This is a genomic window from Rubellimicrobium roseum, from assembly GCF_006152145.1.
GTDB classification, from domain to species: Bacteria; Pseudomonadota; Alphaproteobacteria; order Rhodobacterales; family Rhodobacteraceae; genus Rubellimicrobium; species Rubellimicrobium roseum.
Genome location: NZ_VDFV01000008.1, coordinates 1 through 19,304 on the forward strand (window position 1 = coordinate 1; position 19,304 = coordinate 19,304).

Genomic DNA, 19,304 nt, shown 5'->3' on the forward strand with positions numbered 1-19,304 from the left:
CATGGCCGCCCAGATAAGCAGGCAGACCCGCCGCGCGAGCCCCCTCGCTCATGGGTTACGCAACAACGCCGCCGGCTCAGATCGCAGACGGGGCGCACATCTCCCAGGAGTGCAAGCTCGCGCAGGACGGGAAGCGGATCGTGCCCTCGTGCAAAGAGGGTCGGCCGGGGTTGTAGCAGGACTCGAACCTCATCCGGACTGCAGGGCCAAGTATCCACACCGTCCAAGGGGATCTGGATGGCGATCGGGACAAAATCGCCCTGTTCGGGATCATCCGCTGGAGTTCCGGAAACGGAACCGGGATTCGCGATGCCGTCGAGATCGGCCAGGACGTCCCGCCATCCGGGGCCGATCGGGGCGCCGTCTCGCGCCACGCGCACAAGGTCGGCCAGGACGTCCGCGGCGTGCAGCATGGTCCGCACAATTTCGGGCCGTGGCTCCAGACGAGTGGAGCGGATCTCGTCGAGCACCGTCTCGAACCCATGCGCGAAGGTCACGAGGTCGGTGAGTTGGAAGGCGCCCGCTCCTCCCTTGATGGAATGAACCGAGCGGAACACGGCGTTGAGGGTGTCCGGATCGGCTGTGCCCTCTGCGAAGGCCACCAAGCCGGACTCGAGATCCGCGAGTTGCTCCTCGCATTCCTGAAAGAAGGTGACGCGGATGGCTGCCATGCTGTCGATCATGTCCCGGTTCTCCATGCGAACGGCTTGCGCTCAGGCCAGGACGCGCGCCAGCGCGCCGACCAGCTTGGCGGGCTCAAAGGGTTTCACGATCCAGCCGGTGGCCCCTGCGGCGCGGGCGCGATCCTTCTTGGCCGCATCGCTTTCGGTCGTGAGCACGAGGATGGGGATGCCATTGAAGGCTGCGTCGGCCCGCACGCGTTCGATGAAGCCGTAGCCATCAAGGCGCGGCATGTTGATGTCCGAGATGATGACATCGGGCTTGTGCCGGCTCAGGGCGATGAGCCCGTCCTCGCCGTCCACCGCCTCCTCTACCGCGTAGCCCGCCTCGATCAGGCAAAGCCGCAGCATGTCGCGCATCGTGCGCGAGTCGTCCACCGTGAGCACCGTTCGCTTCAATTGAGGTTCCCTTCTGCGCAAAGCTCGGCAAGGTCGAGGCCAAGCGTCCTGACAGCTTCCTGGAGGACCGGCGAGGCATCGGTCAGCCGCAGGATCTGCCCGTCGGCTCGCCAAGTGCGTGCTGCCGACAGAAGAACCTGCAGTCCCGGCGTGCCGATCCGCGCGACTGCGGCAGCATTCAGATCGAGAGGTCCGCCGCGCCGTGCTATGAGATCCTTGGCGAGGGTGCAGGTCGCCGCAAGGTCGAGCCGCTCCGGAAGGTCCAATCGGGTGCTGCTCATGGTTCAGAATTCTTCCCAGTCGTCCGAGGCCTGCCGACTTCCTCCAACGGCAAGGCGCAACGCCCTCTTGGGCTGGCCCGCTCGGTCCCGCCGGGCGAAGGGCCGAGGTTCGTCCGAGGTCTGTGCCGCTTCTCTCTGGGCGTCCTCGGACCAATGCCGGATCGTGCTGGCCTGCGAGTCGGCCCCCGTGTGGAAGCGGTCGACCTGAACGGCGACCCCTTCGGTCTGGGTGGCGAGCGCCCGCACGGCAGCGGTCGTCTCCTCGACCATCGCGGCGTTCTGCTGGGTAATCTGGTCCATCTGCGCGACGGCGATATTGACCTGGCTGAGGCCCGAGGACTGCTCGGCCGCTCCGGCCGCGATGCCAGCCACGAGGTCATTGATCTCGTTGATGGAATGCACGATGCGCCGGAGCGCCTGTCCCGTCTGCCCCACCAGGTCCACGCCCTGCCCGACCTGCGTGGTGGAGGCTGAGATGAGGTCCTTAATCTGCTTGGCGGCCTCGGCCGATCGCTGCGCCAGCGCGCGGACTTCCGTGGCTACGACGGCGAAGCCCCGGCCCGCCTCGCCGGCGCGGGCCGCCTCGACGCCCGCGTTGAGCGCGAGCAGGTTCGTTTGGAAGGCAATCTCGTCGATGACCCCGATGATCTGGCTGATCTGGCGCGAGAAGGCTTCGATGGCGCTCATGGCGACCACGGCGCGCTCGACGACTTCGCCGCTCTTCTCGGCGTCGAGCTTGGTCGCGGACACGACCTGCCGGGTGTGGACCGAGCTTTCGGCCGCAGCCTTGACGGTGGCGGTGATCTGCTCGACGGCGGCGGCGGTTTCCTCAAGGTTGGCCGCCTGCGTCTCGGTGCGGCGCGACAGGTCCTCGGCCGCCGTGGCGATCTCGGCGGCGCTGCTGCGGATCTCGCCCATGCCGAGCCGGACGCCGGACAGCATGGAGCGCACCTGCTCTAGCCCCGCGTTGAGGTCCCGCTTGATCGAGGCATAGGCGCTCGACACCTCGCCCTCGATCCTGGCGGTCAGATCGCCTTCGAGGAACCGGGCGAGCGTTCGGCTGAAGGTCGCGGCTGCCGCGTCCTGCTCGGCCGCCGTCCTGTCGGCTTCGGCAAGGGCGAGGCGGTTGCGCTCGGCCAGCTCGGCCTCGAGCGCTTGGGCATTCCGTGCCGTATCGCGGAGAGTGCTCAACGCGGCGGCGAGCTTGCCGATCTCGTTCCCGCGGTCGGCGAAGGGAATGCTGACGCCGTAATCGCGCGCCGCAAGCTGCTCCGTCACCCCGGTCAGCGTCCGGAGCGGTGCGGCGATGGCTATTGTGGCGGCCCGCATCATGACCAGCAGCACGCCCAGCGAGACCGCGATGGTGACCCAGGAGATGGCCGTGACCTTCTGCGAGGTATCCTCGGCATCGACGACGATCCGGTCCAGCACCTCACGGATATGCTCGCTCAGGGCGTCGATCTCGCCGACGTGGCGGTCGAAATGCTCCATGATGCGCCCCAGGGATGCGGCCACGGCCTGCGACATATCGGGCCGGGCCGGCTGCCCCTCCTGGGCCATGCGCTGGCTCACGAGCGGGATGAAGGTGCCTTCGATTTCCTCCCAGAGAGGCTTGGAATCGTTCTCCACGGTCCGGATGTGGTCCTTGACCTCGGTCGGGAGGTCCAGCTCGGTCCAGGCCTGCACCTTGGCATCGTAGTCGCGGCGGAACTGGCGAAGCTGCTCGATCCGACGCAGAACCTCGGCCTCGTCGTCCTGATTCGCGATCGCCTGCGCCAGCAAGACCGGTCGGATCAGGTAGAATGTCGGCCGTTCCGTCGCCACGAGAACTTCGCGGACATTGACCATGCCGTGATGGAGGGAGCCCCCGAGGCGCACCTGGGCCAAGCCGAAGCCGTTCACAAGCGCGCCCGCCGACACGGTCGCGAGCAGCAGCAGCGAGGCACCCCGGATGGCCGAGCCGATCTGCAGGCGGGCCAATGGCTGGAACAAGGAGTTGGAGTTGGAATCGCTCATGAGGCTGCCTTCGGGTGGAAGCTGGACTGGGATGACTCGGGCCGCTGGCGGTGGGGTAGCGGGACTTAGGCCTGAGTTTAGCAGGAGCGGTTTAAAGCCAGATTAATGGCCGCATCGGCCGCTGCGGTCTTGCATCGCAAGCCGGAGCGGCGGCACTACCCGGCCGTTCTCCAGCGCAAGCCGGGGGCGCTTCGGAACGATGCGCCGTTCACGGAGCTGCCACCGGCCTTCCGGCAGTTGCAGGATCTGACCCTGCGGCGCCCGGGTGGGGGCCGGGAGATGGTCGACATCCTGGCGCTGGTCCTGCACCACGGCGAGCCGGCGGTGCTCTGTGCGGTGGAACTGGCCCTGGAGGCAGGCGTGCCGACCAAGACCCACGTGCTGAACCTGCCTCGCACCGGCTGGTGGACGGCAAGACAGCCGGCAATCGGCCTGTCGACACGCCACAGGCGCTGGTCCTACGCCGCGAACCCAGGGCTGATGTCGAGCGCTACGACGGCCTGTGCGCCAGGATCGCCGAAGGCCGCCATGCGTCATCACCCCGCTAACGGCGCGGTCGTCATCATGCTGCGCAGCTTCAAGATGTTCGGCCTGGCCCAGGCCGTCGCCGACCTGATCGAGCAAGGGGCGCCCGCCTTCGAGGCGGCCGTGCCGATCCTGTCGCAGCGGCTGAAGGCCGAGATGGCCGAGCGAGAGGTGCGCTCCATCGCCTGACACATGAAGGCCGCCCGCTTCCCGGCCTGCAAGGATCTCTCAGGGTTCGACTTCGCCGCCAGCGAGGTCAACGAGGCCACTGTCCGCCAGCCGCATCGCGGCGAGTTCCTCGAGGACGTATACAACGTTTGAGGTGGCTCGGAAAAACTGAACACGGGCGCTGAGCGGATGATCCGCGCGACATCGGCATGATGCCGGGGAGCGAGGAGAGACCATGACGAGACGACCGCGCCGGAACCACAGCCCGGACTTCAAGGCCAAATTTGCACTTGCTGCCATCAAGGGCGAGAGAACGCTGGCCCAGCAGTTCGACGTGCATCCGAACCAGATCACGCAGTGGCGGGCGCAGCTGCTGGAGGGAGCCTCTGGCATCTTTGGTGCCGCCCCCACGCCTGAGCCTGCTCCGGCCGTGGACGTGAAGACGTGTCCCAGCTGCCAAAATGTCCGTAAGGCCTGCCGTCACTGAGACGATCACCGTACCAGCTTTGTGAGACGGGTTTTCTCCTGCTTTGACAAGGAGCGGCCAACGTGGTCGCGAGTGTCCGTTCAACGATGGCGATGCGGACCTGGAACTCGGCAGTCTGGCGGTCGAAGTCGCGGGCCATGAGCTTCTGACCGAGCCGCTTCATGCCGTTCATCCAGTCGTCGGGAAAACGATCCCCCGGATCGTTGTCTGATCCTCCTCATATCTCTGCGCGGCTTCGGCGGTGGTCACCGCTCCAGTTTCGCCAGATGGTCCGGCCGAGGCGCCTGATGGCCGGCAGCGCCTCGTTCCGGCCTGCCGCCCCAGGGCTGTCCTTCTTTCACGGCTTGGCCTCGCGCCTGGGAGGGATGACTGCATCGGCGCCCCGGTTCGCAATGGCATCGCGGCAGCCGCGGGCGTCGTAGGCGCCGTCGGCTGTGACAGAGGCGATTGGCTCGCGTGCCGGGATCTGGCCGAGCAGATCGGGCAGCACGGGAGCATCGCCCACGCCGCTGCCGGTGATCTCGACCGCACGGACCTCCAGCGTCGCCTCGTCCGCAGCCAGGTGGACCTTGCGCCTTATGCGCCTGCGCGCTCCGCCGTGCTTGCGCACCTGCCATTCTCCCTCGCCCCGGACCTCGATGCCGGTGCTGTCCACAAGCAGGTGCAGCGGGCTACCGCTGCCTCGGCAGGGCAATTGCACCGCCAAGGCCTTCTGACGTCGGCACAGCGTTGGGAAGTCCGGCACGGGCCGGTCGAGCCCCGCGAGCTTCAGAAGGCTCGCGAGGAACCCCCCTCGCCACGGTCACTTGCACCGATGGCGTTTCCATGGCTCGATCTGCCGCAGTGGCAGGCCGAACAGCACCTTGGTCATGAGGCAGGCCTGGATGGCGGCGTCGCTGTAGACCGGCTGGCCGCCGCGCTGGCCCGACGGCGCAGCGCGCCAGGGCGTTGACGGATCGAACCAGACGGTCAGAGATCCACGCTCACGCAGTGCGGCGTTGCTGGCGGACCAGTCCAGGGTGCGGTCGCGGGTCGGCGCAAGCCTGGACATGCTGTCCAGCTATGTCGCCGGACTCCCCGTGTGAATCCTCGGCAGGCTTCGTGCAACAAGGCCGGCCGAGATCAACCCAAGTCGTTGATTTTACAGGATCTAGCGCAGGATTTTGAGTCGCCTGACGTGGAACACGACACGAAGTCCGGGGAAAATGGTCGGAGTGAGAGGATTCGAACCTCCGACCCCCTGCTCCCGAAGCAGGTGCGCTACCAGGCTGCGCTACACTCCGACTGGGCGCGGGGTATCCCGCGCGCCCCCGATTTGCAAGCCCCTTCGGTCACTCGCCCGGAGTTGCCGCCGCGTCGCGCCCGCGCCGGCCCAAGAGCCGCTGGAGCGCGAAGGGGCGCGGCGCGGTCCCGGTCTCGGGCCGCATCCGGGTGTTGAGCACCGGACGGTTGGCCGAGGCGCCGGGCGTGTCCTCGCGCAGCACGATGTAGAGCCCCGAGGCGATGATGATGCCCGCGCCGATGGCCGTCGTGCCGTCGATGCTTTCGTTGAACAGCAGGTAGCCGAAGGCCGCGGCGAAGAGGATCTGCACGTACTGCATGGGCGCCACCACGACCGCCACCGCCGCCTTGTAGGCCGCGATGATGACCACGCCCGCCACCCAGCCCAGAAGCGCCTGGACGGCCACGAGGCCCAGGTGGTCGGCCGCCAGGGGCCGGTAGAGCGCGGGCATCGCCAGCGCGGTCACGGCGAGGTTGGCGAACATCGGATACAGGAGCAGCACCACGGGGCGCTCCTCGTTGCCGATCTTGCGGACGATCACCGAGGCCACGGCGCTGAAGACGGCCGCCGAGAGCGCGGCGAGGTGCCCGAGCCCCAGCTCGGCCGTGCCGGGCCGCAGGACGACCAGCACGCCCGCGAAGCCCGCCACCACGGCGAGCGCGCGGCGCAGGCCCACCTTCTCGCCCAGCATGGGGATCGCGAGCAGCGTGATAAGCAGCGGCTGCGCGAATGCCAGGGCATAGACTTGCGCCATGGGCAGCACCGAGAAGGCGTAGAAGGCCGACAGCCCGCAGATGACGGTGGCCCCCGAGCGAACGGCGATCCACCACGGGTGGACGGGGCGCAGCGTGCCCGGCTGGGGATCGGTCAGGATCATCCCCATCGCGAGCGGAAAGGAGAAGAGCGTGGAGAAGAAGATGAGCTGGAAGGGCGAGTAGTCCTCGCCCAGGATCTTCACCAGGGCATCGCTGGTCGCGTAGATGCCGAAGGCCAGGAGCGACAGCATCGCTCCCTTCCCGTTCTGTGACATTGGGGGTCCTTTCGGGCGCGGCCTCATTCGCGCCACGATCGCTTTAGGGCCCCGAATCGGCTCCGGTCAAGCCGGGGCCTGATGGGATCGGATCAGTTCGCGCCGAGCGCTGCGACGATCGCGTCACCCATCTGGGCGGTGCTGACCGCCGCGCCGCCGTTCGGGCCCAGGAGGTCCCCGGTGCGCACGCCCTGGGCCAGCACGGACTCCACGGCCTTCTCCAGCCGGTCGGCGGCCTCGCCCGCGTCGAAGGAGTAGCGCAGCGCCATGGCAAAGCTGAGGATGCAGGCGATGGGGTTGGCCTTGCCCTGCCCGGCGATGTCGGGGGCCGAGCCGTGGACGGGCTCGTAGAGCGCCTTGCGGCGGCCGGTCGCGGCGTCGGGCGCGCCCAGCGAGGCCGAAGGCAGCATCCCGAGCGAGCCCGTCAGCATCGCCGCCACGTCCGAGAGCATGTCGCCGAACAGGTTGTCGGTCACGATCACGTCGAACTGCTTGGGCGCGCGGACGAGTTGCATCCCGCCCGCGTCGGCCAGCATGTGGGAAAGCTGCACGTCGCCGTAGCGGTCCTGGTGGACCTGGGTCACGACCTCATTCCAGAGGACGCCCGAGCGCATCACGTTGCGCTTCTCCATGGAGCAGACGCGGTTGTCACGCAGCCGGGCCATGTCGAAGGCGACCGCGGCGATGCGCTCGATCTCGTAGGTGTCGTAGACCTGCGTGTCGATGGCGCGCTTCTGGCCGTTGCCGAGGTCGCGGATCTCCTTCGGCTCGCCGAAGTAGACGCCACCCGTCAGCTCGCGCACGATCAGGATGTCAAGGCCCTCGATCAGCTCGCGCTTGAGCGAGGAGAAGTCGGCGAGCGCGTCGAAGCACTTGGCGGGGCGGAGGTTGGCGAAGAGCTCCAGGTCCTTGCGCAGGCGCAGGAGCCCGGCCTCGGGACGCACCTCGTAGGGGACCTTGTCCCACTTGGGCCCGCCCACGGCGCCCAGGAGCACCGCGTCGGCCCGGAGCGCCTTGTCCATGGTCGCGTCCGAGACGGCCTGCCCGTGCGCGTCGTAGGCGCAGCCGCCAACGAGGTCCTCCTCGACGGCGAAGTCCATGCCATTGGCGTTGAACCAGCCGATGACCTTCTTCACTTCCCCCATCACCTCGGGGCCGATGCCGTCGCCGGCGAGGAGGAGAAGGTCGTGGGCCATGATGCGCGCTCCGTGGGACAGGGTCGCGCGGGGGCGTAGCCCCGGGGAAACCCGGGGTCAAGCCGGGGCGGTCAGAGCCAAAAGTCGGAGGCCGCCAGCGGCGCCGCGCGCCCTTCGAGGTGGATCGCCATCTCGGCCTGGAGGTCGGCGTCGATGTTCATCTCCAGAAGGAGGTCGCCGTCCCGGACCGACTGCCGGATCTCGCCCGTCGCGAAGCAGCCGCCCCGGTCGAGCCGGAAGGATTGGTTGCCGGCCAAGGTGGCGTTGGCGTCGATCGCCGACAGGATGAGGCGATCCTCGCCCCGGACGAAGCCCGCGATGAGGTCGGGCGTCGCCGCCCGGCTCTCGCCTGCGGACAGGAACTCGAAGCCGTCGCGGCCCGCCCCGCCCAGGAGCCGGTCGGTCCCCGCCCCGCCCAGGAGCTGGTCATTGCCGGTGCCGGCGTTGAGCCGGTCGTCGCCCGCTCCGCCCAGAAGCCGGTCATGGCCGCCGGAGCCGATCAGGCCGTCGGCGCCCCCGGCCCCGTCGAGCGTGTTGGCGGCCGCATTGCCGCGGATCACGTCGATCCCGGTCCCGCCCCGGGCGTTCTCGATCACCGTGCCGCCGGCGATGGTGAAGCCGCCATGGATGCCCTGCGCCTGCGAGACGAAACCCGCCGCGCCGGGGCCCGCGGCCAGCGTCGCGGCGCGCAGATCGATGACGTTGCCCCCGTTCCCGCCGACGATCCGGTCGGTGCCGCCCGCGTCCCAGAGGCAGGTCCAGGCGGCGCCCGGAGCGTTGGCGCTGGGCAGCGCGTAGCTGTCGTTTCCTGTCCGCGTCGTGCGGTCGGCGCCGTACATCTGCTGGAGCGCAGCAATGTCGAGCGCCATGGGCCCGGCCTCGTAGCCCCAGCCCCGGCCGGGCGGCAGGCCGAGGGCGCCCTCGGGCCAGCCGTCGTTGTAGGACATCATCGTCCAGAGGCCCTGGTTGAGGCCGTGGTCGCCGTAATCCCCGAAGGCCGCCGTCACGCCGGGAAAGGTGGCGGGGCCGCCTTCGGTGTCGTGGGGGTGCTTGAGGCCCACGGCATGGGCCAGCTCGTGCGACAGGGTGCACCAGTCGTAGCTGCCCCGGACCAGCGCCCCGGCCGCGCCCGGCGCCGGGTCGTAGGCGTCGCGGTTGATCGCCACGAGGGCCTGCACGGCCCCGCCCGGAACGGCGCTCAGGTCGCCGGGCATGTAGGCCCAGCCCAGGTTGCCGGCCGCGTCGGCGCTGCCCACGCTGGCCCAGACGAGGTCGGCGTCGGCCGCGCGGGTCACGGGGCGGAAGTCGAGCTGGCAGACCTCCTCGATGGCGGCCATCGCTTTCGCCAGGGCCGTGCGCTCGGCCGCGGAAGGGGTGAGCGCCGTGATGCCCACCCGATCGTAGGCGAGGGATTCGGCGCCCCTTGTTCCGGCGACGTAGACGGAGACGGTCGTGACGCCGGTCCCCGAGGACCAGCGCTCCTCGGAGACGAGGGCATCGACCCAAGGATTGCCGGTAGCTTGCGTCGCGGTCGGATCGGCCGTGCCGGCCATGTCGATCTCCTCGGCAGGGAACGGGCGCCAGCCTATGCCGGAGGGCAAGCAGAGTACCAGCCGGAGACCTGTCACAGACCCGTGCGTCGGCGGTGATCGGCAGGACGGGCGCGCGCGGGCGGGCGGATTTCGGCGCGCGACGTGTCTTTCAGGCCCTGTGCCCGGCTGGCCTGGGCCGATCAGCCGGGACGGGCAACTGGCCCGAGGCGCGGCCGCGCTGGTCCTGCGGCATCGGCGTACCCGCTTTGGCCGGGGGGTCGGGGCGTGGGCTCATAGCTCCAGGTCGCGCGCCGCGAGCGCGCCTGGCACGTCGAGGAGCAGGATGGCCAGTTCGGCTGTCCCGTCGGCGTCGAGGTTGGCTTCCAGAAGGAGGTTCGCCCCCTGACGGACCTGCCGCAGATCGCCCAGGGCGAAGAAGCCGTCCGTGTCGAGGACGAAGGCCTGGTTGCCCCCCTGCAGGGGCTTGGCGTCGATGGCGGACAGGTCGATGCGGTCTAGGCCGCGGACGAGGTCGGTCACCTGGTCGGACCCGCCGGGCAGGCTGTCGGACGGCCAGAGGAACACGAAGGCGTCCCCGCCCGTGCCGCCTGTAAGAACGTCGGCCCCCGCCCTGCCGACCAGCCGGTCCCGCCCCGCATCGCCCGCGAGGCTGTCGGCGCCACTCATCCCTTCCAGCGTGTCATTGCCGGCCCCGCCGCGCAGGAGATCGGCGCCGGCCTGCCCGCGCAGGAAATCTCCGTGCGCCGAGCCCAGGAGGCCTTCGATCCTCGTCAGGCTGTCGCCCGCCGCCTCGCCCGCGGAGGGCGCCGAGCCGTCGAGCGCCACCGTCACCCCCGCCGGGGCCGCTGCGTAGCTGGCGAGATCGAGGCCCGCGCCGCCCGACAGATCGTCGGCGCCCGCGCCGCCCACCAAGGTGTCGTTGCCGCGCCCGCCCCAGAGCTCGTCGTCGCCGCGCCCGCCCACCAGATCGTCCGCCCCGGCCCCGCCCGAAAGCTGGTCGTCCCCCTTGAGCCCCAGAAGCGTGTCGGCCCCCTCCCAGCCGGAGATCTCGTCCCCCCAGGCGTTGTGGCCGTGGAGAAGGTCGGGGCCGGCCGTCCCCTCGACCACGCCGTCGCGGGGGTCGAGGATCTGCTGGTGGATGCCGGGGCTGCCATCCTCGCGCGTGCCGGTCCAGGCCACGACGAGACGGCCGTCCGCGAGGGCAGCCAGCGACAGGTCGCCCTTGGCCATGTCCGGGGCCGGCGCATGGGTGTTGACGGTGAAGGCGCCGCCCTGGCGCCGGCCATCGCCATCGAAGACCTGCCCGCGGATCGTGGGCATCCCCGCGAGGTCCAGCCAGACCACGGCGAAGCCGCCGTCCGGCAGGGCCACGATGTCGGGGGTTCCCTGCGCGCCGAGCGTCCGGGCGTTCACCACGAAGTCGGGTCCCCGCGGCACCCCCAGCGGATCGAAGAGCCGCGCCCGCACGTCCGGGGCGGTGTTGGGATAGGGGCTTGTCCCCGCCTCCCAGGCGAGCACGAAGCCACCGTCGGCCAAGGCGGCCAGCGCGGGATCGGCGGGCCGGCCGCCGAGCGGCGTGGAGTTCACCAGCACCTCGTCGATGTTCCAGGGCACGCCCTGGGCGTCGAAGACACGGGCCTGGAGACGGCCCAGGTTCCCATCCATCCAGGCCGCGACGAAGCCGCCCCCGGCCAGATCGGCCACCGCCGCCCGCCCCTGCGGCCCCATGGTCGTGGCGTTGACCGGGAGCGGGCCGTCCCCGGCCGCCCCGTCCGGCCCGTGCAGGCGCGCGAAGAGGTCACCCCCGCGTTCGCAGACGGAGACGAAGCCCGCGCCCAGGCGCGACAGCGCCGGGCCGGTGGAGGGCACGCCGGGAGTGTCGTCCACCGCCATCATTCCCAGCGCGGCCCCGGTCGGGCCGAAGCGGAAGGCGACCACGTCGCGGTCGTCCCCGGGACCCGCCCGCTCCGCATGGAGGACGAAGCCCCCGTCCGCGAGCGTCAGGATCGCCGGCGCCGAGAGCCCGCCCGGCGCGGACAGGATGGCCGGGGCCCCCGGCGCCTGTCCGGTCGCGTCGAAGCGCTGGACGAGGATGCGCCCGCCATCCGAGTCCGCGAGGTCGAGCCAGGCGGTCACGAAGCCGCCGTCCTGCAGTGCCGCCATGTCGGGGAGGCCCTGCGGGCCGGAGCCGTCGACCTCCAGCTCGGGCCCCCATCTGCGGACCGCCATGATTCCCCCTGTTCGATCATCGTCGCAGGGGAAAATAGCGAACATCGCTTAAGGAGAAGTTAAGCCGAGGGGCCCTGGTGCAGAAACCCGATTGGGCCTGGCGGTCGAGGGCTTAGCGGTCGAGGTCCACCCAGACCAGGCGGTGCGGGCCCGCGGCGGCGACCGCCTCGGCCAGGGGATCGGCGGGCAGCGGCCAAAGGACGCCGCCCCCCGTGACGCGCCATTCGGCGGCGGGAATCACGTAGCTGAGTCGCAGGTTTCCCGGTCCCTCGGGCCCGCCGGGCCAGTCCACTGTGTCGACGGCAGGGTCGCCCGCCTGCCCCGGATCGGCGTCGGCGCGCCCGCCCTCGCTGGCCGGCCGGGGGTCCTGCAGGCGGAGGTCGGCGAGGAGCGCGGCCATCTCCTCGCGCCGGCCCTCGCCGTCGGCGGGGTCGAGGTTGGACAGGCCCAGGAGCAAGACGCCTTCGGGCACCAGCCCCAGCGCGCCGTCGAGAAGGCGGGCCCAGAGTGCCAGCTCGTCGGCGTTGCGCAGACCGTTGCGGTCCTCGGGCCCGTCGAAGACGGGGGGCGTCGCGGCCCATGCGAACAGCGTGAGCGGCCCGCCGGGCGCGGCGACGGGGACGATCCAATGCCCCGTGGAGGACAGGCGCTGCGCGGCCTGCGCCTCCTCGGAAGGGAAGGGCCGTCCATCGGGCCCCACGGGCAGTCGCGCGCCCGGCAGGTCTCGCCAGAGGAGGCCCGAGAGGTCCCGCACCTCGCCCAGCGGCCAGCGCGACAGGAGCGCGAGCCCCCCTTGTCCGGCGAAGCGCCCGTAGCCCTGCGCGTCCCGCGCCGTGCCCCGCCGCCCGTCGCCGTCGAGGTCGAGCCCCGAGCCAAGCCCCGCGTTCGAGGGCAGCGCGAGGCGGTAGGGATAGTCGAGCCCCCCGGCCGCGAGCCGGTCGGCGAGCGCGCCCAGCGCCGCGCCGTCGCCGTCCCAATCCATGTCGGTGAGCAGCACCACATCGGGCCGCGTGGCGGCCAGTCCCGCAAGGACCCCCGCCACCGCCGGGTCGTCCCGGCCGATGTCGCGCAGCAGAAGGCCCGGCCCGTCGCGGCTGAGATCCGCGGCCCAGGTGGCGACGCGCAGCGGCTCGGCCCTCAGGGGCGCGGCCAGAAGAAGCGCGAGGAGCGCCGCCGTCAGACGGGGTGCTCTGCTCCCTCGGGGCGCAGGCGCGCGCGGTGGGCGGCGATCATCCAGGCCAGTCGGTTGAGCGCCAGGCCCCGCATCGCGAGGCTGGCGGGAATGAAGGCCCATGCCATCACCATCCACAAGAGCAGCACCGGCTCGTCCAGGCTGGTCCCGTCGAAGGGCACCGACAGGATGTTCACCGCCAGCGGGGCGATCAGGGGCATGAGAAGTCCGAAGGACAGGTTGACCTGCGCGTCGCGCTGGAGCCGCACGACCACGTCGAGGCCCGAGGCGGGGTCGAACTGGGGCAGGTTGACCCAGACGTTGAAGGCCGAGCGGCCCGGCCAGTGATGGAGCCGGATGGTGAGCGCGAAGGCCGCGATCATCAGGAGCGAAAGGGCGTAGGTCACGGCGGCGGCGGCGCCGATAGCGTCGCCCAGGAGCGGGTCGGTGTCTTCGGGCAGGGTGCCGAGCAAGAGATGGACCGGCGACCAGGGCACGTCCAGATGGGTCCAGACGTCGCAGATGCGGCGCAGCACGGCGGTCAGGGCCGCGTTGTCCCAGTCGGGCCGCAGCAGCAGGCTCGCCAGCAGGACGGCGGCCAGCAGGGCGGCGAAGCGGAGACGGTTATAGGGCCGGGCGTCGCGGAACTCGACGATGCTGGGCGCGCGCACGACGTATTCGGCGAAGGTGAAGATGGCCAGGACCAAAGCCGCCAGGGCGGCGAGGGTAGTGGCGCCGGCCGAGACGGTGCCCAGAAGCAACTGGGGCAGCGCCACGAGTGATGCCATCAAGGCTGCGCGCAGGAGCGACCCCGGCACGCGCGTACCGACAATGCGGACCATTGACACCCGTCCCACAACAGCGCGAAAGCCCCGGTCCCTCCGAGGCTCCAACCAACGCCGATCGTGGCGTCAAGTCGTGCATGAAACGATCATGAAGGCATAAATACGGCGACGCAAGGACAATTCAACTTACGGTTGTTGTCCAGCCGTTCACCCCCAGAATTTCCAGGAATTGTGTCGCACGCGCCACAACTCTTGGCGGGACGGCGCCGATGCGCCGCCCCGGGAAGGTCTCAGACCCAGGGACGGGCCTGGGCGGCCTGGGTCTCGAAGGCGGCTATGGCCGGCGCCTTCTCCATGGTGAGCCCGATGTCGTCGAGGCCGTTCAGGAGGCAGTGCTTGCGGAAGGCGTCCACCTCGAAGCGGATCACCTGCCCGTCGGACAGGGTGATCGTCTGCGCCTCCAGGTCCACCTCGATCCGGGCGTTCGCGCCCTTCTCGGCATCCTTCATGCACAGGTCGCGCTCAGCCTCGGGGAGAACGATGGGCAGGATGCCGTTCTTGAAGCAGTTGTTGTAGAAGATGTCCGCGAAGGACGTGGAGATCACGCAGCGGATGCCGAAGTCGGCGAGCGCCCAGGGCGCATGCTCGCGCGAGGAGCCGCAGCCGAAGTTGTCGCCCGCGACGAGGATGCTGGCCTGCCGGTAGGCGGGCTGGTTCAGGACGAAGCTGTCGATCTCGGTCCCGTCCTGCTTGTAGCGCATCTCGTCGAACAGGTTCTTCCCCAGCCCCGACCGCTTGATGGTCTTCAGGAACTGCTTGGGGATGATCATGTCCGTGTCGATGTTGACGAGCGGCATGGGCGCGGCGATGCCGCTGAGTTGGGTGAACTTGTCCATCGTCGTCTCTCCTCAGGCCAGCTCGGGCTCTTGGGCCATGATCTCGCGCACATCGGTCAGCCGCCCGGTGAGCGCCGCTGCCGCCGCCATCGCGGGCGAGGCGAGGTGCGTGCGCCCGCCCCGGCCCTGACGGCCTTCGAAGTTGCGGTTGGACGTGGACACGCAGCGTTCGCCGGGGGCGAGCTGGTCGGGGTTCATGGCGAGGCACATGGAGCAGCCCGCGAGCCGCCATTCGAAGCCCGCGTCGATGAAGATCTGCGCGAGACCCTCCTCCTCGGCCTGGGCGCGCACGAGGCCCGAGCCGGGGACGACCATGGCGCGCAGGCCCGGCTTGATCGTCTTGCCCTTGAGGATCTCGGCGGCGGCGCGCAGGTCCTCGATCCGGCCGTTGGTGCAGGAGCCGATGAAGACCGTGTCAATCTGGATGTCCTGCAGGCGCTGGCCGGGCTGGAGGCCCATGTAGTCGAGCGAGCGCTTCGCCGCCTCGACCTTGCCGCCCTGGAACTGCGACGGATCGGGGACGACGGCGGTGATCGGCAGCACGTCCTCGGGCGAGGTGCCCCAGGTCACGACGGGGGCGATGTCCTCGCCCCGGATGGTCACCACCTTGTCGAAATGCGCGCCCTCGTCGGTGTAGAGCGTCTTCCACCAGGCGAGCGCGGCCTCCCACTGGTCGCCCTTCGGCGCGTGGGGACGGCCCTTGACGTAGGCGTAGGTCTTCTCGTCGGGGGCGATGAGGCCCGCGCGCGCGCCGCCCTCGATGGCCATGTTGCAGACCGTCATGCGGCCTTCCATGCTGAGCTCGCGGATCGCCTGGCCACAGTACTCGATCACGTAGCCGGTGCCGCCCGCGGTGCCCGTGGCGCCGATGACCGACAGCGTGATGTCCTTGGCGGTGACGCCGGGGCGGAGGCTCCCGGTGATCTCCACCTTCATGTTCTTGGACTTCTTCTGGATCAACGTCTGGGTGGCGAGCACGTGCTCGACCTCCGAGGTTCCAATCCCGTGCGCGAGCGCGCCGAAGGCCCCATGCGTCGCGGTGTGCGAGTCGCCGCAGACCACGGTCATGCCGGGCAGGGTCCAGCCCTGCTCGGGGCCCACGATGTGGACGATGCCCTGCCGAATGTCGGAGACGGGGTAGTAGTTGATCCCGAAATCCTTGGCGTTCTTGTCGAGCGCCTCGACCTGGATGCGGGATTCCTCGTTGTCGATGTGCTTGTCGCGACCCGCGGTCGTGGGGACGTTGTGGTCCGGCACGGCGATGGTCTTTTCGGGCGCGCGGACCTTGCGGCCCGAAAGGCGCAGCCCCTCGAAGGCCTGGGGCGAAGTCACCTCGTGAACGAGGTGGCGGTCGATGTAGAGGAGCCCGGTGCCGTCGGGCTGCATGTCGACGAGATGGGCGTCCCAGATCTTGTCGTAAAGCGTGCGGGGCTTGGAGGACATGAATCCGCTCCTGGCAGGATGTCGTGACGTGAGGCGAAGGTCGAGGGGCGCGCCTTGGAGGGTCCCGCGCGCGAGGGGACGCGAGGCGGCTTACGCCTGCGCGCGAATGCCGTGGGTGGCTCCGAAGAACCGCCAGGGGAGCCTGTCCCGGTCGCCCATGTCGAAAACACGCGTCATGGCCCGGCACATACAGGAGAGGCCCCTTCGCTTCAAGCGTCACGCGCACCTTGCGGGCGATTGCCGCAGCCGCCAGAGTCCCCGCGCAACCTGGAGGCCCCCACATGGCGCGCGCGTTCCTGCTTCTTCTCCTTCTCGCGCCCGGAGCGGCGTCCGCGCATACAGGCGCGGCGGGGGGCCTCGTCAGCGGGCTTTCGCACCCGGTCCTGGGGCTCGACCACGTGGTGGCGATGGTGGCCGTGGGGCTCTGGGGCTCGGTGCTGGGGCGGCCTGCGCTTTGGGCGCTGCCCGTGGCCTTTCCGCTGGTGATGGCTTTCGGGGGCGTCCTGGGCATCCTGGGGGTGCTGCTGCCGGGCGTGGAAACGGGCATCGCGCTGTCGGGCGTAGCGCTGGGGCTGCTGGTGGCCTTCGCCGTCCGGCTGCCGCTGGCGCTGGCAGGGGCCATCGTCGCGGCCTTCGCGCTCTTTCACGGCCATGCCCACGGGGCCGAACTGCCCGTGGCGGCGAACCCGCTGGCCTATGCGGTGGGCTTCGTGGTCTCGACCGGGCTCCTGCATCTCCTGGGCATCGGGATCGGCGAGGCGACCGTGCGGCGCGGCCGGCCGGTGCTGCGCGCCTTGGGGGCGGCCATCGCGCTGATGGGCGGCGCCTTCCTGACCGGGCTGGCGTGAGGCGCGGGGCCGGGCTGCCGCTCGTCCTCGCGGCGGGGCCGGCCTCCGCCCACGAACTGCCGCAGAGCTTCGGGGAGGGCTTCGCCTTCCTGCCCGGCCCCTTGCTGCTGCCGCTTCTGTCGCTGGGGCTGATGCTGGCGCTCGCGGGGCGCGCGCGGGGGCTGGCCGGGGCGGTGGCCGCCGTCCCGCTGGGGTTCCTCGTGGCCCCGCTCGTAGGCATCAACGCGGACCTCCTGGCGCTGGGCGGGGGGTTGGCCTGTGCGATCCTCGCCGCCTCGGGGCGGCCGCTCGCGCGGGCGGGGCACGGGGTCCTCGCGCAGGCCACGGCGCTCCTGACCGGGGCGGCCCTCACCCACGGGGCGGGCTGGCGGGCGATGGAGCCGCCGGCGCTGCTGGCGGTCGCGCTGGGGGCGGCGCTGGCGATGGCGCTGCCCTTCGGGCTGCGCCCCCTCCTCGCCCGCCGACCCGGTCCGGCGCGGGTGGCTCTGCGCGTCATGGGCTCGTGGCTCGCGGCCATCGGCGCCCTGGCGCTCGCGCTCACATTCGCGGGACCCCTTCCTTGAGAGAAGCGGCCCCGGATGCTATCTTTGGGGCAAGCCCGGCGCCGGGGCCGACGGCGCGCCACACGGAGGATGACTCCCTGTCACCCGACACCCACGCGGCACTCGCCGCAGCTACCGGGCCCGCGCCCGACCCCCAGATGACCAGCGAGGACCTGCTCAAGGTGGTCATCGACTCGCTCGAGGACGACAAGGCCGAGGAGATTGTGACGATCGACCTGCGCGGCCGCTCCGAGATGGGCGACTTCATGGTCATTGCCTCCGGCCGCTCCACCCGCCAGGTCGCCGCCATCGCGGAAAAGCTCGCCGACCGGCTGAAGCAGGACCACGGCATCCTGTCCAAGATGGAAGGCAAGGAGACCGCCGACTGGGTCCTGATCGACACGGGCGACATCATCGTCCACGTCTTCCGGCCCGAGGTGCGCGACTTCTACCAGCTTGAGAAGATGTGGATGCCCTCGGGTAGCGCCCACCGGACCGCCGCCGCGGGCTGACGCGGTGCGCCTGATCCCCTGCCGTCCCGCGACGCCGGGCTGACCCCGGATGCGCGTGACGATCCTTGCGGTGGGCCGCCTCCGGGCCGGCCCCGAGCGGACGCTGATCGACGACTTCCTCCTCCGCTTCGACCGGACCGGCCGGGCGCTGGGCCTGGGGCCCGCGCAGGTCGTCGAGGTCGAGGCCAAGCCCGGCGCGGGCATGGCGGCCGAGGGCGTGCTCCAGATCGCCCGCATCCCCAAGGACGCCTGGCTCTGCTGCCTCGACGAACGGGGCGAGCTGCTCCCCTCGCCCGCCTTCGCGAGCCGCCTGGACCGCTGGAAGGACGAGCGGCGCGACGCCGTCTTCGTGATCGGGGGGGCGGACGGGATCGACCCGTCCGTGCGAGGGCGCGCCGACCTCCTGCTCTCCTTCGGGCCCATGGTCTGGCCGCACATGCTCGTGCGCGTGATGCTGGCCGAGCAGCTCTACCGCGCCGCGACCATCCTTTCGGGCGGGCCCTACCACCGGGCCTGAGCGCCGGCGGGGCGGAACCCTCCCACCGCGCGGCTGTTGGGCCCGAGACGGCAAGGGAGACGCGAGATGGTGGACGGAGTGAGGGTCAGGGACTGGCCCGAGACGGAAGAGAGGCCCCGCAATCGCCCGATGGAGGGCGACGGGCTGCTCGGCACGGTTCTCAAGGGCGCCGCGGCGGGGATCGTCGCGACCTGGGTGCTCGACCGGCTGGACTGGGCGATGTGGGACGCCGAGGCCTCGGAGCGGCGGGCCGAGACGCGCCGGGCGCGGCCGGGCGGGCTCGACCCCGCGCATGTGGCAGCGAACCGCATCGCGGGGGCGTTCGGGAAGGAGCTGAACCCGCCGCAGCCGCATCCGCTCGGCCTTGCGCTCCATTACGCCTTCGCGACGACCCCGACCATCGCCTACGCCGTGCTGCGGCACCGCTATCCGGCGGTCGCGGCGGGGGGCGGCGCGCTGTTCGGCCTGGCCGCGACGCTGGTCGAGGACGAGGGCATGAACCCGCTTCTCGGGCTCGCCGCGCCGCCGCAGGACTATCCTTGGCAGGACCACGCCCGCTCGGTCGCGGCGCATCTCGCGCTGGGTCTCGTGGCCGAGGGCGTGCTGCGGGCGCTGGACGGCCCCGCGGGCGAGCCCAGGCGGCTGGCCGCCTGACCGGGCCTTCCATCGTTCCGAGCCTATAGGAGCAAGCCGCGCCTCGGCGAGGGGCGGAGCCCCTTTCGCCCCCCGCCCGCCCTCGTCTAG

At 70.7% G+C, this 19,304-nt stretch carries 17 protein-coding genes, 1 tRNA gene and 4 pseudogenes; 8 read left to right on the plus strand and 14 right to left on the minus strand.

Features of this window, described 5'->3' with window-relative positions; genetic code table 11:
• From FHG71_RS08105 to FHG71_RS08120, 4 genes are all read right to left on the minus strand, one after another.
• Positions 1-683 (minus strand): Hpt domain-containing protein (locus FHG71_RS08105; RefSeq protein WP_176559336.1); only part of this gene is annotated, 683 nt, incomplete at its 3' end.
• 30 nt (positions 684-713) lie between these two features.
• Complete coding sequence (locus FHG71_RS08110) at positions 714-1,079, minus strand: response regulator (protein ID WP_139081133.1); 366 nt, start codon at positions 1,077-1,079, stop codon at positions 714-716.
• Complete coding sequence (locus FHG71_RS08115; RefSeq protein WP_139081134.1) at positions 1,076-1,360, minus strand: STAS domain-containing protein; 285 nt, start codon at positions 1,358-1,360, stop codon at positions 1,076-1,078. Before FHG71_RS08115 ends, FHG71_RS08110 begins: the two co-directional genes overlap by 4 nt.
• Positions 1,361-1,363: 3 nt before the next feature.
• Positions 1,364-3,376, minus strand: a complete 2,013-nt coding sequence (locus FHG71_RS08120; protein WP_139081135.1) for a methyl-accepting chemotaxis protein — start codon at positions 3,374-3,376, stop codon at positions 1,364-1,366.
• Between the two features lie 150 nt (positions 3,377-3,526).
• Between FHG71_RS08120 and FHG71_RS08125 the strand changes: the two are divergent.
• The 3 pseudogenes from FHG71_RS08125 to FHG71_RS08135 all read left to right on the plus strand — a co-directional run.
• A pseudogene (locus FHG71_RS08125) lies at positions 3,527-3,924 on the plus strand (IS21 family transposase); the annotation flags it as partial.
• Positions 3,905-4,219, plus strand: a pseudogene (locus tag FHG71_RS08130) (ATP-binding protein); the annotation flags it as partial. The pseudogenes FHG71_RS08125 and FHG71_RS08130, both read left to right, overlap by 20 nt.
• 85 nt (positions 4,220-4,304) lie before the next feature.
• Positions 4,305-4,511: pseudogene (locus FHG71_RS08135) on the plus strand (transposase); the annotation flags it as partial.
• Between the two features lie 127 nt (positions 4,512-4,638).
• Here the strand turns inward: FHG71_RS08135 and FHG71_RS08140 are convergent.
• The 10 genes and pseudogenes from FHG71_RS08140 to leuC form a co-directional block, all read right to left on the minus strand.
• Positions 4,639-5,607, minus strand: a pseudogene (locus FHG71_RS08140) (IS5 family transposase); the annotation flags it as partial.
• 155 nt (positions 5,608-5,762) lie between these two features.
• Positions 5,763-5,839, minus strand: a tRNA-Pro gene (locus tag FHG71_RS08145).
• 48 nt (positions 5,840-5,887) lie between these two features.
• Positions 5,888-6,868: a DMT family transporter gene (locus FHG71_RS08150; protein ID WP_139081136.1), complete on the minus strand. Its 981-nt coding sequence runs from the start codon at positions 6,866-6,868 to the stop codon at positions 5,888-5,890.
• A gap of 92 nt (positions 6,869-6,960) precedes the next feature.
• Complete coding sequence (gene leuB / locus FHG71_RS08155) at positions 6,961-8,064, minus strand: 3-isopropylmalate dehydrogenase (protein ID WP_218014059.1); 1,104 nt, start codon at positions 8,062-8,064, stop codon at positions 6,961-6,963.
• A 71-nt stretch (positions 8,065-8,135) separates the two neighbouring features.
• Positions 8,136-9,617 carry a M10 family metallopeptidase gene (locus FHG71_RS24550; protein WP_139081138.1) on the minus strand — a complete coding sequence of 494 codons (1,482 nt, stop codon included), beginning with the start codon at positions 9,615-9,617 and terminating at the stop codon, positions 8,136-8,138.
• Positions 9,618-9,887: 270 nt separating this feature from the next.
• A complete protein-coding gene (locus FHG71_RS08165) occupies positions 9,888-11,846 on the minus strand; it encodes a calcium-binding protein (RefSeq protein WP_139081139.1) in 1,959 nt (652 codons plus the stop codon).
• A 112-nt stretch (positions 11,847-11,958) separates the two neighbouring features.
• A complete protein-coding gene (locus FHG71_RS08170) occupies positions 11,959-13,140 on the minus strand; it encodes an endonuclease/exonuclease/phosphatase family protein (protein WP_246045384.1) in 1,182 nt (393 codons plus the stop codon).
• A complete protein-coding gene (locus FHG71_RS08175) occupies positions 13,023-13,859 on the minus strand; it encodes a hypothetical protein (RefSeq protein ID WP_139081140.1) in 837 nt (278 codons plus the stop codon). Before FHG71_RS08175 ends, FHG71_RS08170 begins: the two co-directional genes overlap by 118 nt.
• 233 nt (positions 13,860-14,092) lie before the next feature.
• Positions 14,093-14,698 (minus strand): 3-isopropylmalate dehydratase small subunit, encoded by a 606-nt coding sequence (gene leuD / locus FHG71_RS08180; RefSeq protein ID WP_139081141.1) that lies wholly within the window; start codon positions 14,696-14,698, stop codon positions 14,093-14,095.
• Between the two features lie 12 nt (positions 14,699-14,710).
• Complete coding sequence (gene leuC / locus FHG71_RS08185; RefSeq protein WP_139081142.1) at positions 14,711-16,141, minus strand: 3-isopropylmalate dehydratase large subunit; 1,431 nt, start codon at positions 16,139-16,141, stop codon at positions 14,711-14,713.
• Positions 16,142-16,422: 281 nt separating this feature from the next.
• On the opposite strand from leuC, the gene FHG71_RS08190 reads away from it, so the two are divergent.
• From FHG71_RS08190 to FHG71_RS08210, 5 genes are all read left to right on the plus strand, one after another.
• The gene (locus tag FHG71_RS08190) at positions 16,423-16,989 is read left to right on the plus strand and encodes a HupE/UreJ family protein (RefSeq protein ID WP_139081143.1); all 567 of its coding nucleotides are present in this window, start codon (positions 16,423-16,425) and stop codon (positions 16,987-16,989) included.
• Entirely contained in the window at positions 16,986-17,552 is a 567-nt protein-coding gene (locus tag FHG71_RS08195; protein ID WP_139081144.1) for a hypothetical protein, read from the plus strand. The genes FHG71_RS08190 and FHG71_RS08195 overlap by 4 nt, the downstream gene beginning before the upstream one ends.
• A gap of 137 nt (positions 17,553-17,689) precedes the next feature.
• Entirely contained in the window at positions 17,690-18,043 is a 354-nt protein-coding gene (rsfS, locus tag FHG71_RS08200) for a ribosome silencing factor (protein ID WP_139081145.1), read from the plus strand.
• A 49-nt stretch (positions 18,044-18,092) separates the two neighbouring features.
• Positions 18,093-18,560, plus strand: coding sequence for a 23S rRNA (pseudouridine(1915)-N(3))-methyltransferase RlmH (gene rlmH / locus FHG71_RS08205; protein WP_139081146.1), 468 nt, complete (start codon positions 18,093-18,095; stop codon positions 18,558-18,560).
• Between the two features lie 66 nt (positions 18,561-18,626).
• Complete coding sequence (locus FHG71_RS08210; protein WP_218014060.1) at positions 18,627-19,214, plus strand: DUF1440 domain-containing protein; 588 nt, start codon at positions 18,627-18,629, stop codon at positions 19,212-19,214.
• Positions 19,215-19,304 lie beyond the last annotated feature (90 nt).